A 16,871-nucleotide genomic window follows, 5' to 3' on the forward strand; every position below is an offset into this window, starting at 1 on the left:
AAATAAACCAGCTGTTCTGCGAGAATATTTTTGGAACGTCGATTTTTATGCTGAACCGCCATTGGTTACCTTTAAGCATACTAAAATGAACGAAAACTTATGAGAGGCGTATTACTATTGTTCGGTTTGATCGTGCTGGGGTGTACCCAGCAAAACAAGGATGCCGAGGTCTTGGAGTGGGAAGCCCGTGCGGCCGAGGTGACCATCATCCGCGATGATTTCGGCGTACCCCATATCTATGGCAAGACCGATGCCGATGCGGTCTTCGGCCTGTTGTATGCGCAATGCGAAGACGATTTCAAACGGGTGGAACAAAACTACATCTGGGCCATTGGGCGATTGGCCGAGGTCGAAGGGGAAGATGCTCTCTATAGCGATCTAAGGGCACGTTTGTTCATGACCAAGGAGGAAGCCATCGCCAATTATGAGAACAGTCCGCCCTGGTTAAAGGAATTGTGCGATGCCTTTGCTGATGGGATCAATTACTATTTATACACCCACCCCGAAGTACAGCCCCGCTTGTTGACGCGATTCGAACCTTGGATGCCGATGTATTTCAGTGAAGGCAGTATCGGGGGCGATATCGAACGGGTCAGTGTCGCCAAACTCAAACGGTTTTATGAAAGTGGTCTGGCCCTTCCCGAACCCGAATTGCAAGAGCTGGAAAAGCAAAAGGAAATGGCCGAACCCCAAGGGTCGAACGGGATCGCCATTGCCGGCGAATTGACCGAGAACGGGAACCCCCTATTGCTGATCAATCCGCATACCTCATTTTATTTTAGGGGAGAGGTGCATGTGGTCAGTGAAGAAGGGTTGAACGCCTACGGAGCGGTTACCTGGGGGCAGTTTTTCGTGTATCAGGGATTCAATGCGAAAACCGGTTGGATGCATACCAGTACCTATACCGATGTGATGGACACCTACAAAGAGAACATCAGGATGCAGAATGGAAAACACTTTTACCGTTACGGGGAAGAACTCCGTGCCGTTAAGGAAAGTGAGGTTGTTTTGAAATACCGGGCCGGTGATAGTATGGTCGAAAAACGCTTCCCGATGTACCATACCCACCACGGTCCAATCACCCATGCCACCGATGGGCAATGGACGGCCACTGCCATGATGTGGGAACCTTCAAAAGCCTTGGAACAGTCCTATATAAGAACCAAGCAATCGGGTTATGACGGGTTTCGACAAATGATGGATATCCGAACCAATTCCTCCAACAATACCGTCTATGCCGATGCCGAGGGGAACATCGCTTATTTCCATGGCAATTTCATTCCCAAACGGGACGACAGCTTCGATTTTACCAAAGCCGTAGACGGCAGTGATCCCAGAACCGATTGGCAGGGATTGCATACCGTCGATGAGAATATTTTGGTGTTGAACCCAGGCAATGGTTGGATCCAGAATTGCAATTCGACCCCCTATACCGCCGCTTTGGAGTTTAGTCCGAAACGGGGTGATTATCCACGCTACATGTCTCGGGATCAAGAGAATTTCAGGGGTGTACATGCCATCGCTTTGTTGACCGATCGTAAAGCACATACCTTGGATGGCCTCATAGCATTGGCCCATGATCCGTATTTGCCGGCCTTTGCCGAAATGATCCCTTCTTTGGTCGACGCCTATGGTTCGGGTGGCACCCATCAAGATATGGCAGAAGCCATTGCGGTCTTAAAGGAATGGGATTTTACTACTTCCGAAAATTCGGTCGCGATGACCTTGGCGCACTATTATGCCAGCAATTTTATGAAGATGGGCCGCCGACCGCAAGGGAAAAGTTTTATGGAACTCATTCAATATTGGAGCAGTGGGGAGACACCGGAGAACGAAAAACTGGCCGTTTTTGAAGCTACTTTATCTGAATTGGAGGCCAAGTTCGGTAGTTGGAACATCCCCTGGGGAGATGTCAACCGGTACCAGCGTTTAGACGGTTCGTTACGCCAAGCTTTTGATGATGCCAAACCCAGTATGCCGATCGGTTTCGCCAGTGGCCGCTGGGGTGCCTTGGCCGCCTACGGGGCTCGCTATGATAATGGCACCGCGAAAATCTATGGTACGCGGGGCAACAGTTTTGCCGCTGTGGTCGAATTCGGAGATCGTGTTAAGGCCAAGACCATTTTGGCCGGTGGGCAAAGCGGGGATCCACAATCACCACACTTTGACGACCAAAGCGAACGCTACGCCAAGATGCAATGGAAAGAGGCGGCCTATTACAAAGAAGATGTGTTGAAAAGGGCTAAACGGACCTACCGGCCAGGGGAATGATCATTCACCGGGTTCCTTAATGACGATCAAACTGGCTTTTGATCCCGTTGAGAGGTTCCAACGGTTGTTGTGCAATACTTTGCCCGACTCATCGGTCACGACGACCTGGGCCGTGTTCGGACCTGAAGAACCTTGGTTCAACGCTTCGAAATCAAGACGGTTGAACCCTTCGCTCAAATCGATATTGATTCCTTTGAAAGAACCTGATAATAACATGTTGTACTCAACTACTTGGCCGTTGACATAGATTTTAACGCGGTCGCCATCGACATATTCATGATCTCGGGCCACGATACCGATGAATTTGGCATTGGTCTTGAAATCACCGAGGTATTGGTCACCGAAATGCTTTTTTGAATTGTTTTTTTCCGGTTCCCCGACTTTGGGGTCGATTTTCAGCCCATAGCCTGCCTGTACCAATTCGCGGTCGGGCAACATTTTGATCACCCGCTCTTTGGATATCAAATCCTCATCGATTACCGAAGGCATGCGCAATAAGGACCCTTGACTGCTCGGTAAAGCATCCAAATTGTTTTTACGTCCGATTTCAAGGGGTTTTGTGGTCGGAATATCCCCTTGGGCCAAGACCGCTGGGGCGCCGAGCAGCAAAAAAGATATGATCAGCAGGTATCGCATGGTTCTTTCAGTCGTTGGAACAACTTAAAATTAACAATTACCCTGCCACTTTGCCCTAAAACGCTGTTAAAAGTTGGCTTCTTTCGATAAAACGCGCATTAGGCCTTCTTGCCCTTAAGTCCGAAAAACGGGTGTAAAAAGCGGATTCGCAAGATGATGAAATGGTAGATCAGCCAACTGATCCCGAAGGTTCCGATGACCAGAATAGTCCCTTTTACCAACAACCCCCAGTCTTTATCATATACATAATAGGCAAGTATGACCGTAATGGTCTGATGCAAAATATAGAAGGGGTATACGGCCCGGTTCGCATAGGCCAGGTGCTTACTGGGTTTGTTGAGGTATTGGGCACCATAGGCGAAAATGACCAGGATCCAAGACCAAAGGTTGGTGACCTTTAAAAAGGCTTCGCCCAAATGCTGTGGTAATTCGTCTTTTTCGACAAAAAGCCAGCGACAGATCAAAAGGGTAAACGCAAGGATGCCTACCCAAAGGGCTTTGGACTTTACCTTGTCCAAAGCGGTCCAGAAGGTGGGCCCAGTGCACAACAAGAGAAATCCGTAGAAGAACAACAGCCCGTAAAAAGCGAGTGTAAACCAATCGCCGATGAGTGCATGGGTGGTCGGGAAAAAGGGCTCTACAAAGGCTTCGACAAAGAAGAGCGGTATGATGAACCAGTAAAAACCGAAGGTTTTATCCAATTGACGTTGGGTCCAACCGACGAGTTTCGACGGCCGCCTTTTCAATCGCAGGAACAATGGCCCTAAGAGTAAAGAGAACAGGAGAAGGTATGGAAGGAACCATAAGTGGTGCCAACTGATATCGCCTTGTGGGTAGGTGCCGTTCCGGAAGGCCATGGTCCGATAGTATTCCATATAGGTGCCTGTAAAATCCCCGTCCACTAGACGTTCAATATAGATCTGTGGCGGTACGATGAGCAACATCCCAAAGAGTAAAGGAACGCCCAATCGCCCTACCCTTTCCCAGGAGAATTGTCGCAAATTCCGTTTGGAAAGGGCATAGTAGGTGCCCATCCCCGAAATAGTGAACAAGATCGGAAGTCGCCACTGGTTCAAGAACAACATCGGCCAGATGAGGTCATCGTAAATCCTTTCGTTTTTGATATGCCACCCCCAGGGCACGAAAAACATGCCCACATGATAGAAGATCAATAATGCAAATACAATGACCCGTAGCCAGTCAAGATCGTAACGTCTGATTCGTTTTTCCATGATGAATTGATTTTGCCCAAAATTCGATCATGGGGTGGAGGGATGAAAATTTTCACCCCTTGAAGAAGTCCTGAATTACAATTCTGGAGAAAACCGGTCTATTTCTGGGTCTTAGCGAATACCGAGGGTGATTCACCCACATGCCGTTTGAAAGCGTTATAAAAGGCTGATTTTGATTTGAATCCGACCGAATTGCCAATGGCTTCGATGGTCAAATGGCGGTAAGCAGGGTCGACCAGTCGCTTTTTCGATTCGGCGATCCTTTTTTGGTTGAGGTAGTCGTTGAAGTTGAACCCGGTTTCAAGATTGATGGTCTTTGAAAGCTGGTTCGAACTGGTCTGCAATTCGGCGGCCAGATCGCCCAATGAGGCGTCCTTCCCTAAAAAATACCGCTGTTCTTCAATAAAAGTATCAATGGTCGCGAAATCGGCCGTGGTCGTTGCAAGCGTTTCATACTTATCGGCAATCCACGATTTTTCGAAAAAACGGGATTCGGAAAGGATGAAAAAACTACTAGCATAAGTGATACAGGTCATGGCAATGACGATGAAATGATCGCCCGAATCGTCTTCATAGCGTAAAAAGACCGTTAAGATCAAGGCCAACAAAACGACCAAAAAAATCAGGGTATTCCTGGTAAAGGCATATTTATCCAAACGTATAAATCGGGTCGCTTGTTTTTTCGCCTTTCTGTTTTTGATGACCAAGCCTATGGATAGGGAGAGGTAGATCGCAAAACTGAAAAGGACCAGCCAACGAAATTCCCCTTTAATCCAGTGGTATCCAAAACTGACGTCCTCAGGTACCGAGGCCATGGGTATTGAATCGTGATACGCATCGAGATAGGCGTTTAGTTTGACGACCAAGGGGTTGGTGAAATAACCGATTTGACTAAGCAAATAGAGCAGGGGAACCAAAAGATGGATGCCGTGCTTCTTCATCTGGATCGGTTTGCGGGTGAGCAACGAATAGGTGAACAAATAGATGCTCGGGGCGATCAACAATACGATGAATTCGGTGGAATCATTGAGATGGAGGGCGTACTTCATCAAACCTGTGTAGCACATGTAGGTATCGGTGCATACGATGGCTTGAAACAACAACGACCAGCCGAAAATGCGAATGGTCGTATTCAAATTCGCCCGTAGCAAGATGATGAATGCCAAAAAATAGGCCTGGGCGACGCCCAAGAACATGATGTGGGATACCAAATTGTACCGGACTGGAATTTGATCGATGAGCTGTTGCAGCGGATCCAAGTGGTGATTAAATTGTAAATTGTTGGTTGTCAAGAGCAAGATAGCATTCTTTTCCGTGCACTGTGATGACATCACCAACAAACCTTATCCTTATGGACAAACGTACTTTTTTGAAACGGGCGGGGCAATCGGCCTTGGCGGCTTCGGTATTCGGTATGCCTTGGGAAGGACAAGCAGCTACACCCTGCTCGGAACCCTATCCTGAAGGCGACGATGAGGCGTTTTGGAAACGAATCCGGATGGATTATGCCCTGAAACCCGAGTATATCAATCTAGAAAACGGCTACTACAATTTCGTACCGACCCCGATCCTGAACAAATTCATCGAAAACGTGCGCATGGTGAATTATGAAGCGTCGTACTATATGCGTACCGTGCAATGGCAAAACAAGGATACCGCTGCCTCGCGATTGGCATCGTTGATCGGTTGCCCTGCCGATTCCCTGATCATTACCCGGAACACCACCGAATCCTTGGATATGGTCATCGGGGGCTATCCCTGGCAGAAGGGCGATGAGGCGATTTATGCCCTTCAGGATTATGGGGCCATGCGAGATCATTTCCGTCAAATCAAGGATCGGTATGGCGTGGTGTGCAAAGAGGTTTCGGTACCCAACCATCCTGAAAGTGATGAGGCTTTGGTGGCGCTTTATGAATCGCAAATCAGCAAGAAGACCAAATTATTGATGATCTGCCATATGGTCAACATTACCGGCCAGATCCTTCCGGTAAGGAAGATCTGTGATATGGCCCATTCCTACGGGGTCGAAGTACTTGTCGATGGGGCTCATTGCGTGGGGCACATTCCGGTCGATATCGCGGCACTTGGATGTGATTACTATGGTTCCAGTTTACACAAATGGTTGAGCGTTCCTTTGGGTTCAGGCTTGTTGTATGTCGATAAGAGACACATTGGAAAAATATGGCCACTCTTGGCCGATCACGTAACGGAAGCCGATAACATCAAACGCTTGAACCATACAGGCACCCATCCGGTGCATACCGATTTGACGATACATGATGCTATCGATTACCTTGAATTGATCGGGTTGGAACGAAAAGAGCGGCGGCTTCGTTTTATTCAACGCTATTGGAGTGATAAACTACGCGAGGTGCCGAACGTGGTCATCAATACGCCGGTCGACCCGCAACGTAGTTGTGGCATCGCCAATGTGGGGATCAAAGGCCTGAAACCTTCTGAAATGGCCAAAACGCTACTCGAATCCTTTGGTGTTTGGACGGTGGCCATCGATTATGCCAATGTGAAGGGCTGCCGCATTACCCCCAACGTCTATACGACCACGGAGGAACTCGACCGTTTCGTTTCGGCGGTAACGACCATGGCCGCTAAAGTGTGATCAGTTGGTCTCGATGTAATCCGAAAGTCGTTCAGGACCTTCGAGCAGTACTTTGACGATTTGTAAGGTACCGTCGGGTTTGGTGGCGATCTGCCATTTGATCAATGATATCTCACCATTGACGATTTCGATACCCGTGATGCTTCTTGGATGTACACAGCTACCGTCATTGAAAAATGGGATCTGACCTGGTTCGGGAAACCTGGGGCGATGGGTGTGACCGGCTATGGTCATGCGCAACTTGTTCTTCAGGATCCATCGTTTGACCCGTTTTTCGATTCGAATGAGTTCTTTGTAATTTTTGGCCGGGCTTGTGGGGTCGGCAATCCCCCAGACTTGCAAAGGCTTCCATAGCACCCGTACCAGAAAACGCCCTACCTGCCAGAAATTGTAATTCCACCAATCGGCTTGATGGCCATGGGTACAGAAAATCTCTTGACCGGTCTGCCCGTGTTTTAAGACCAGGGCTTCGTGATAGGCGATACCTTCAAAGAGTTCATGGTCTTCACCATCTATGGGTTCAAAATAATGGGATAGGTGTTTGGCCACATAGTCCGGTTTGCGGTATACCATGTCGTGGTTGCCCCAGACCATGTGCAGGCGGTTTTCGAGGTGGAATTTCCGCAACAGTTGAAACACGTTTTTGTGGGCTTCGAAAATCGAAGCGAAATGGAGGTTTTCCCAAAGTTCATCGCCATCCCCCAGTTCGCAATAATGGTACCCTTCCCTGAAATAGTGGTTCAGTGCGTGAAAATAGATGTTTCGGTTGTTCGCGAAATCATCGGCGAAGCTATTGTCACCGCGGTGGCAATCACTGAAAAAAATGAATTTCGAAGCATCGTCGAAGGGCACGATCTTCGCGTTTTCATAGGCCCGATTCAATCTGGAGTGCGATGACATGGTCGATTTTTGCTAAAATATCCAAAATTCGGCTGAATTATGTAAAGATTCCCTTAACATAGGGGTATCGCTTCTTTTTGTAATTTTACTCCCTCAACCAAGACCAATACTGGTATGGAAAAGTATTACGAAGGCGAAGCACCACTGGTACAGCTCGTTAGTTTTAACAAATTGTTGGAACATTATGACGAGCAAGCGAAGGGCAAGGATGAATTTCTTGCTGCCCGGGCAAAATACGTGCTCGAAGCCGCAGCACCTTATCCGGAACTTCGTGATGGTTTTACCGACCTCAAGGTGCTTGAGGACCGCAAAGACGTGATCCAGATCATTCTAGCGGATACCTTTTCGGGTGTTTTGACCAAGAACGAGATCAAAGCAGCCTCCATACCCTACGCGAATTTGGTCTTCAATTCTTCGGAACGTTTTCGAAATATCCTTCAGGCCGCCGGCGATGATTTCGAATTGGAAATCAGGAACATGCCCGAGAACCTGCATTACATTATGCAGTGTACGGTCATCTTAGGATTCCATTACGGGTTCCAGCTTGACTTCAAACGTCCCTTGTTCTATGACATTCCGGATGCCAATGGGGTCATGCGGCACTACCGCATCCTATACAATGCCGATTTCATGGAGTTGGAGCCAACGGATCAGGCCAAGGACTTGGACCAAAGCGATTTGGAGGAACTCTTGGAGAATTTCGATAATCTGGAGTTGTGGAAGGAAAAAATCCCGCCCAACAGTTTTGTTTCCAAAGGTTTCGTGATTTCGAACATGTTCGACGTTACCGCAGAGCATTCGATCAGTGAGATCAAATCGACCTTGATCGGCAGCAACAAACGCGGTAGCGACAACTTTATGGACGATTTTCAGGATACCTTCCGTTCGCTGTTCAATCTAAAGAACATCACGGTGGGGTTCGCGGGTTATGACCCGAATACCAATCGTTTTTTGAAAATCCATGGAAAGGGAATCGAGAGTTACATCCTGAAAGGCAAGGAAATGGAATCCTGCGATGTCATGCTCTGTGACTATTCATACGGCAAACTGTTCGATGAAAGCACCTATTTCGCCATTTCGAACGTCGAAAAATATGTTGAAAAATCTGGAGGGGGCCAGCCCTATAAGAACTTACACGAACAAGGGGTAAAGAGTGCCATACTGGCTCCGATCGCCGACGACGGTAATTTGTTGGGCGTGCTCGAACTGGTGTCGACCAAAGTAAACGAGTTGAACAGCATCAACGCCAATAAGCTTATCGACGTGATGCCCTTTATCGTTTCAGCCGTGTTGCGTTCCATTGAGGAAGAGCAAAACCTGATCGATGCCATAATCCAACACGAGTGTACCACGGTCCACTCATCGGTCTATTGGAAGTTCCAAGAAGAGGCTAAAAAGTTCATGACCGATGAATTGGAAGGCAGGCACCCGGTCTTTAAGGAAATGGTCTTCAAGGATGTTTATCCGCTATACGGTCAGATCGATATCAAAGATTCCTCGAAAGAGCGCAATAACGCCATTCAGCGCGACCTGATGATCCAATTGTCGGAAATCAACCAAGTATTGACGGCGGCGCATCAAAAATTCAAGTTGCCCATCTATGAAGAATTGATGTTCAGGGTGAACAACAATTTGGAAGAGATAAAAGACACTTTGTTAACGAATAGCGAGCAGGCGATTTTCGATTTCGTCCAAGAAGAGATCAAACCGGTTTTCCATCATTTGAAAAGGGAGGATGAGACCTTGAAAGCCCTAGTCGAGAATTACGAAGGGCAAATCGATGAAAGCACGGAATCGTATTACGACCACCGCAGGAACTATGACCAAAGCGTCATGGAAATCAATATGCAATTGGCCGCTTTATTAGACAAAAAACAATACGAGGCCCAGGAGATGTTTCCCCATTATTTCGAACGCTATAAGACCGATGGGGTAGAGCACAACATGTATATCGGATCGACGATCGCGAACGATCGGAAATTCGACGAGCTCTTTTTGAACAACCTTCGATTGTGGCAGTTGCAGGTGATGGTCGAGATGGAGAACAAACATTATTCATTAAAGCCGAAGTTACCGGTACAATTGGATGTGGCTTCACTCCTCTTGGTCTATAGCACACCTTTGGCCATCCGATTCAGGATGGATGAAAAGCGTTTCGATGTCGACGGCACCTACAACGCCCGTTATGAGATCATTAAAAAGCGCATCGACAAATCGTATATCAAGGGCACCAATGAGCGCTTGACCCAAAAAGGGAAATTGGCCATTGTATACTCCCAAAAGAAAGACGAACGCGAATATTTACGCTATGTTACTTTCTTGAAATCAAAGGGGTATTTTACCAACAATATCGAAATTGTCGAACTGGAAGGTTTGCAAGGGGTGACCGGGCTCAAGGCCATTCGGGCCGAAATCCTGTACAAAACGGATGAAACCTCCGAACAGACGTATACCTATGATGATTTGATGGAGGAATTGAAATCCTGATCAAAAAGTCAATCGATCGGGTCCGAAAAAGCGGAAGGCGATTCCGAAGGCGAGGACCGAAATCACGATTCCCGTAATGAAAATGGTATAGGTAATCCTTAGGATTTTATATTTCCGGTTCAAAACCAAACCCAAAAAGTAGAGGTCCTTGGTCAACGAGGAGTAGATGTATTCCTTGTCTTTGACCAACTCTTGAATGGCCCACTCATACTCGTCCAGTTTCATTTGATGGAAATTGCCAAAAAAGAGCAAATTGACCTTTTTCTGTTCCACATCCTGTTTGGTGAATTTGCCCGTGGTAACATTGGGTCGGGTCGCCAATACCGCCAAAATCATGGAAACGACACTGAACACGATGAAAATCAAGGTCGGGTAGATCAAATAAGCGTTGGAAGGATTGTCCAACTTCGGGATCAGGTTCGACAGGGCCACCGAAATGATGATGGCATTGACCGAAAGCAGGATATTCGCCTTGGTATCGGCAATATCACTTAAAGTCAAATGGTTTTTTAGGGTGACCCTGAACAAGGTCTGTATGCCACGATCTGGGCTCTCGCTCTTGTATTTCGCTTTAAGTGCTTCTTTTTTGGCGATTTCTTTTTCGGTCTTCTTTTCCTTGACCAGTTGTTTCAGGTTTTTGTCCTTCGCTTCTTCCCAGTTTTCGAGGGCGTATTCGGTATAGTAGCGATGCTCGTTGCGAAACATCTTGATATTCGCGTCACGCCATTCCTTTTGGGTGTAGGTGGCGATTCCCAATAGTTCGAGTTCTTCTTTCAGGAAATCCGTGGTCTCCCAATAACTTCTTTGGGCAAAATGCGAGGCATCGGCATCCCTGATGATCTGTTCGTCCAGATTTTGGGGTTCATGGTGACGCTTGGTGGCCATGATGATCTTGCCAATGTTGGCGGTGTTTGCGGCCGGGTATTGCTCTTTTTCAAGAAAAGCGGTTGCAATGTCACAGCTGGCGGCCTCGTGCTCGGCAGTACCCCGGGTATACCCTGTGTCATGGAACCATGCCGCGAGCAATAACTGTTCGTTCTCGGTTTCCGATAGCTGATAATGTTCGAGCAACTCTTTGGTACTTTCGACTACCCGTTGGGTATGCCTTAGATTATGGTAGAGAAACTGCGGCTTCAATGCGCTTTCCAAAAGTTCGGTAACAAAATGCTCAGCTTTTTGAACGATTTCCGACATAGTTGTATATTGAATAATCCAAAATACGAAATTTTGGAGTTAAGAACACTGACATGAAGAATTTCCACCTCCCCCTTTTCCTTTGTTTTCTGGTCGTTGGATGCGCGACCTACAAAACGAAATATGCCGAGGCCACTACCTTGGGCAACCCGACCCCCGATGCGGAGGTGGCCCATACGTTCTATTTGGTGGGTGACGCAGGCCTTTCACCCGATGGTGGGATGAACGCGGTCTTACGGAATGTCAAGACCAAATTGTCGGAAGAGACCGGTGAGAGCTCCATCCTATTTCTCGGTGATAACATCTACCCCGCCGGTTTGCCGAAGAAAGGTGCCGAGGGCTATGCAGCGGCAGTAAACCAACTCGACGCGCAAATCGAGGCGGTAAGTGGCTTTAAGGGACAGACCATTTTCATCCCTGGCAACCATGACTGGTACAGCGATGGATTAAAGGGTTTGAAACGTCAAGAAAAGTACATCGAAGACGCTTTGGGCAAGGGAACTTTCGCTCCACAAAACGGTTGTCCGATCGAAAAAATCGAAATCAGTGATGATATCGTGGTCATTGCAATTGATTCGGAATGGTATGTTACTGATTGGGACAAACACCCGACCATTAACGATGAATGTGAAATCAAGGACCGAAACAAGTTCTTTGAGGAAATCGAAGGCCTAGTCAAAAAGAATAGGGATAAGACCACCATTTTAGCATTGCACCACCCGATGTTCACTTATGGGTCGCATGGGGGTTATTATTCCTTTAAACAACATTTGTTTCCGACGCATGGTAATTTTCCTTTACCGGTACTGGGGTCTTTGATCAACCTATTGCGAAAAACGACTGGGGCCTCACCTGCTGATTTACAGAACCAACGCTACAATACCATGAAAAAACGCATGGTAACCCTGGCCCAATACTCCGAGAAGGTCATTTTCGTCTCGGGTCACGAACACACCCTGCAGTACATCGTGGAAGATAACACCCCGCAGATCGTAAGCGGTTCGGGGGCCAAGAAAGGTGCGACCCGACTTTTGAACGGCAGCAGGTTTTCTACAGGTCACATGGGGTACGCGGTATTGAAAGTCTATGAAGATGGGGCGTCGCATGTCGAATACTTTGGGGTCGAAGATGAAAACGCCACATCGCTATATACGACCGAGGTACTCCCTGCCAAGCGCAAGGCCTTCACCTTTTCGGGGTCTGAAGTTGTTCCGGACCATGTCGAAGCTTCGGTATATTCCGAAGCCGAGATCGATAAAACCGGTTTTTACAAGACGGTTTGGGGGGATCGCTATCGCGAGTTCTATGCGACCAAGGTCAAGGCACCAACGGTGCGTCTCGACACCCTATTCGGCGGTTTGACACCCGTTCGAAAAGGGGGTGGGCACCAATCGAAATCACTACGATTACAGCATGAGGATGGAAGGCAGTTCGTGATGCGTGCCCTTCGCAAAAGCGCAGAACTGTACCTACAAGCCTTGGCTTTTCAGGAAGAATATATCATTGGGGATTTCGAGGAAACCTTTACCGAGGCGATTTTGCAGGATTTCTATACCGGATCCCATCCTTATGCCCCGTTTACAATTGGCCCACTTTCCGATGCGGTTGGTATCTACCATACCAATCCCAAATTGTATTATATCCCAAAGCAAGCAGCGCTCGAAGAGTATAATGAAAACTTTGGTGATGAGCTTTATATGATCGAAGAACATGTGTCTGAAGGGCACGATATCGCCAGTTTCGGCTATGCCAAGAAAATCGAGAGTACCGATGACATGATCAAGAAATTACGCAAAGACGAAGATTATTTCGTCGATGCCAGTGCTTATGTCAAGGCCCGTTTGTTCGATATGATGATCGGTGATTGGGATCGGCACGTCGATCAGTGGCGATGGGTACAAGAAAAAGATGGGAACGGCAATAAAGTGTTCAAACCCATACCCCGTGACCGCGATCAGGCGTTCTCGATCATGGGTGATGGGGCCTTAATGGGCTTTGCGACCAAAACCGTACCCACCCTTCGCCTTTTTGAAGGGTTTAATGAAGAGATCCGTAGTGTACGTGGATTCAACTCCTCACCGATGACCTACGCGCTCGATTTGGCCTTGTTTCCCCAAACCACCTTGGACGATTGGGTGCGTGAAGCGAAGTATATCCAAGATCATATCGATGCCGCCGTAATCGATGGGGCTTTCGAGTCTTTTCCTGAAGAAGTGCGTGGGGCCACCACAGAGCGCATTAAGAAAGTTTTGTTGGCCCGAAAAGCTGATTTGGTCGAGACCGCCAAAGCGTACTATGGCATTTTGAACAAATACAGTGTCATTACCGGCACGGACAAAGACGATTATTTCGTGATCAACTCCTTGAACGATGGTATGGTCGATGTCAAGGCCTACCGCATCAAGAAAGGGGAGAAAGCCGATTTGTTCTTCGATAAGCGGTACGATCCGGCGATTACCAAAGAATTGTGGATCTATGGTCTCGATGACGACGATGTCTTTGAGGTCAATAGCAATTCAGGGGCGATCAAGGTCCGCTTGATCGGTGGTCAGAACAACGATGTCTATAAAATCGCCCAAAAAGCGCGGGCGGTACATACCTATGATTTCAAGTCAAAAGAGAATACCTATGATGAGGCTTTTGGGGGCCACCTTCACAAAATCGATGATTACGATACGAATACCTATCAGTTTTTGAAGATCAAGGCCAGCAACAACCAATTGCTGCCGGCGATCGGGTTCAATCCGGATGATGGGGTGCGATTGGGGTTGACCAATACGTACACCTTCAATGGGTTCAGGCAAAACCCATTTACACAACAGCATACGGTCAATGCCCTCTTTTATTTTGCTACCAGTGGTGTCGATTTGAGCTATAATGGGGAATTCGCGAATGTTTTCGAAAATGTGAACCTCGAACTGAATGCCCGCTTTACCAGTCCGAATTTTGCCATCAACTTCTTCGGATTCGGAAATGAAACCGTGAACAACGACGACGATGAACCCTTGGAATTGGATTTTAACCGGGTCAAGATCCAGACCATCACCTTTGCACCGGCTTTGGTTTGGCGGGGTGAATTGGGATCGAAATTCAGTCTAGGGGCTTCCTACGAGAACTATGATGTCGAAGAGACCGAAGGTAGGTTTATCGAAGGCTTTTTTACAGATCAAGGCAGGGATACCGAGCAGGACTTTTTCGGAATGGAGGCCGGATACAGTTATTCAAATAGCGATTACGATGCGTTTCCGACCTTGGGGATGGCCTTTTCATTGCAAGGTGGGTTCAAGACCAATTTGGGTGAATCGGGTCGTGAGTTCGGGTATATTATTCCGAGTTTGGCCATCGACCATAAATTGGTGGCTGATGGAAGCTTGGTGCTGGCTACCAAGGTCAAGGGCCATTTTAACATCGGCAACAACTATGAATTCTACCAAGCCGCCAGTATCGGGGCCAACAATGGACTACGAGGATTCCGTTTTCAAAGATTTACGGGCCGTTCGGCATTTTTCCAGAATACAGATCTACGGTTGAGTTTTCGACAACAAAAGACCGGTTTGCTACCGGTTACCCCTGGAATTTTCGGTGGGTTCGATTATGGTAGGGTCTGGTTTCCGGGCGATGATTCCAGTAAGTGGCACAATTCGTACGGAGGTGGTTTCTTCGTGAACGGGGCCAATGTACTTTCTGCGAACGTGGGGGTTTTCAATAGTTCGGATGGCATTCGGTTCGCCTTTGGACTTGGGTTCGGGTTCTGATCAATCCAAACGGTAGGTGTAGAGATTCCTGCCTTTGGTTTTTGATTGTTCGTCTGCTACCAACAGGGTTTGCTCATCGAGAAAGCAGACCGATTCGATTTGCGTTTCGTATTTGAAATACACGGTTTCCATCGTTCCTTTTGCAATGGCATCGAAGGAAAAGTCACGAATGAGGTAAACGTAGCCATATCCCAACAAGGCAATGGTCGATCCCGAAGGGGAAATCGCGGCCGCAGTGACGGAGCAATGGTCTTTTTCAGTACACAGGACCAAGGTGTCCAATAATTCCGCTTCGTATGTTCCAGGGGTATCCGGAACCCGATATACCAGTGTTTTCCCATTATAGGGGCGGGTCCTGTTCTTCGTGAAGATATAGAGGAAATCGCCATGATGGAAAAAGCCTTCCGTATCATAAAGCATATCGCTCTTTTTTGGGGGGAATTTTTGCTGCTCCGGATAAGAGAATGCGATTTTCCCAGCCTTGATCTTGTTTCCTTTTTCCGTTGTCGGGTTCGGTAATTTGTAGATAACGAGATCGGTCCGTTGGTTCGCATTGTTGCCGAAATCACCGATATATAGGTGTCCTGAGGCATCTCTGGTCAAATCTTCCCAATCGGTGTTTTTCGCGTTTTTAACTTCTAGATCGCGGATCAACATCCCATCGAGTCCGACTTCGTAAATATGGTCTTTGTTGCCATTGTCCTCAATGACCCAAGCTTTGTTGTCTTCGTAAACGGCTATTCCTGAAACCTCACTGAGCTTATTCGGAAAACGGCCTTGGAATTCGAGTTTACCATACCAATCTTGTTGTGCACAAGACTGCATAAAGACAAACCCCAACAACAACAGCAGCCATTTATTCATCGCCCTCTTTTATCGGAAGATAGATTTCGGCCCGCCATTCAATTTCATTACCCCCCATATTGGGGTTGTTGAAAAAGAATTCGATGGGTTTGGGTTCGACGGCAATGTTATGGGTTTTAGCATAGTCCAAAAGGGCATACCAGGCGCGATCCGAGGTGATGTAATTTCCATTATAGACCGCTTTGAGTACTTTTTTCCCGAAAAACCGCTTGTATTCGATTTCGGGATACTCGGGTAGTTTTTCGGATCGGATGATGGGGTAGCAAAAATTGTATTTCAAACTATCCGTCTTTCTGTTCCAATCAACGACTTCAACAAAGGGCAGGCCATTCAGTTCAACTTGGTTTTCGACCAGTACGGAGCTTAAAAAAGGATAGTTGCGCATCATGCCCGAGGCTTTTTCCATTTGGGTTCCCGTGACCGGGATGTAGGCGCAAAAGGTCGATGGTAATTCATCTTCCCCAACGATGGTAACTTTGAAATTCTTGATATGTTCTTGCAGCACGGTATTGAATTCCAACAAGGTCTTGCGGGTACGCTTCTCGAATTCGGTATCGGAAAAAGGAACTTGCAGTTTGTTGGCGAAACTGTGGTCAAGGTCTTTGACGTTGACTATGATTTTCGAGGTCGAGTCGGTCAAGGGCACGATATTCCAATCGTAGCGGTTGATCGAATCCCCGAATTTCAAAAATTGGGAAATTTCGTTAAGGTCAGCGGCTTGTTCAAGGTCGCCCTTGTTTTCCAAAGAACGGTGCCAGGTCTTGATGGTTTGGTTGATGGCCCCGGCAAAAGTCTTCACCTCAAAGCGAACGGTATAGTCGGACGGTTTGATGAACAAATACCAAATGAGCCCCCCAAGGAGCACGATAAGGAGCAAAAAAAACGATTTTCGTTTCATAATCTTTGACGCTAAAA

At 47.4% G+C, this 16,871-nt stretch carries 11 protein-coding genes; 4 read left to right on the top strand and 7 right to left on the bottom strand.

Annotation, left to right across the window (positions count from 1 at the left end; all coding sequences use genetic code 11):
- Positions 1-99: 99 nt before the first annotated feature.
- Positions 100-2,271: an acylase gene (locus tag ABV409_RS06030; protein WP_353876645.1), complete on the top strand. Its 2,172-nt coding sequence runs from the start codon at positions 100-102 to the stop codon at positions 2,269-2,271.
- On the opposite strand, the gene ABV409_RS06035 is transcribed toward ABV409_RS06030, so the two are convergent.
- From ABV409_RS06035 to ABV409_RS06045, 3 genes are all read right to left on the bottom strand, one after another.
- The gene (locus tag ABV409_RS06035; protein ID WP_353876646.1) at positions 2,272-2,907 is read right to left on the bottom strand and encodes a hypothetical protein; all 636 of its coding nucleotides are present in this window, start codon (positions 2,905-2,907) and stop codon (positions 2,272-2,274) included.
- A gap of 98 nt (positions 2,908-3,005) precedes the next feature.
- Positions 3,006-4,139: an acyltransferase family protein gene (locus ABV409_RS06040; protein WP_353876647.1), complete on the bottom strand. Its 1,134-nt coding sequence runs from the start codon at positions 4,137-4,139 to the stop codon at positions 3,006-3,008.
- 98 nt (positions 4,140-4,237) lie between these two features.
- Positions 4,238-5,398: a helix-turn-helix domain-containing protein gene (locus tag ABV409_RS06045; protein ID WP_353876648.1), complete on the bottom strand. Its 1,161-nt coding sequence runs from the start codon at positions 5,396-5,398 to the stop codon at positions 4,238-4,240.
- A gap of 92 nt (positions 5,399-5,490) precedes the next feature.
- On the opposite strand from ABV409_RS06045, the gene ABV409_RS06050 reads away from it, so the two are divergent.
- Positions 5,491-6,756, top strand: a complete 1,266-nt coding sequence (locus tag ABV409_RS06050) for an aminotransferase class V-fold PLP-dependent enzyme (RefSeq protein WP_353876649.1) — start codon at positions 5,491-5,493, stop codon at positions 6,754-6,756.
- Here the strand turns inward: ABV409_RS06050 and ABV409_RS06055 are convergent, their stop codons facing one another.
- Complete coding sequence (locus ABV409_RS06055) at positions 6,757-7,656, bottom strand: metallophosphoesterase (protein WP_353876650.1); 900 nt, start codon at positions 7,654-7,656, stop codon at positions 6,757-6,759.
- Positions 7,657-7,770: 114 nt separating this feature from the next.
- Between ABV409_RS06055 and ABV409_RS06060 the strand changes: the two genes are divergently transcribed.
- A complete protein-coding gene (locus ABV409_RS06060) occupies positions 7,771-10,143 on the top strand; it encodes a GAF domain-containing protein (protein WP_353876651.1) in 2,373 nt (790 codons plus the stop codon).
- On the opposite strand, the gene ABV409_RS06065 is transcribed toward ABV409_RS06060, so the two are convergent.
- The gene (locus tag ABV409_RS06065) at positions 10,144-11,337 is read right to left on the bottom strand and encodes a Pycsar system effector family protein (RefSeq protein ID WP_353876652.1); all 1,194 of its coding nucleotides are present in this window, start codon (positions 11,335-11,337) and stop codon (positions 10,144-10,146) included.
- A 53-nt stretch (positions 11,338-11,390) separates the two neighbouring features.
- On the opposite strand from ABV409_RS06065, the gene ABV409_RS06070 reads away from it, so the two are divergent.
- The gene (locus ABV409_RS06070) at positions 11,391-15,092 is read left to right on the top strand and encodes a metallophosphoesterase (protein WP_353876653.1); all 3,702 of its coding nucleotides are present in this window, start codon (positions 11,391-11,393) and stop codon (positions 15,090-15,092) included.
- On the opposite strand, the gene ABV409_RS06075 is transcribed toward ABV409_RS06070, so the two are convergent.
- Complete coding sequence (locus ABV409_RS06075) at positions 15,093-15,956, bottom strand: hypothetical protein (protein ID WP_353876654.1); 864 nt, start codon at positions 15,954-15,956, stop codon at positions 15,093-15,095.
- A complete protein-coding gene (locus tag ABV409_RS06080; protein WP_353876655.1) occupies positions 15,949-16,854 on the bottom strand; it encodes a GyrI-like domain-containing protein in 906 nt (301 codons plus the stop codon). Before ABV409_RS06080 ends, ABV409_RS06075 begins: the two co-directional genes overlap by 8 nt.
- Positions 16,855-16,871 lie beyond the last annotated feature (17 nt).

The sequence above is a fragment of the Flagellimonas algarum genome, assembly GCF_040513375.1.
Lineage (GTDB): Bacteria > Bacteroidota > Bacteroidia > Flavobacteriales > Flavobacteriaceae > Flagellimonas_B > Flagellimonas_B algarum.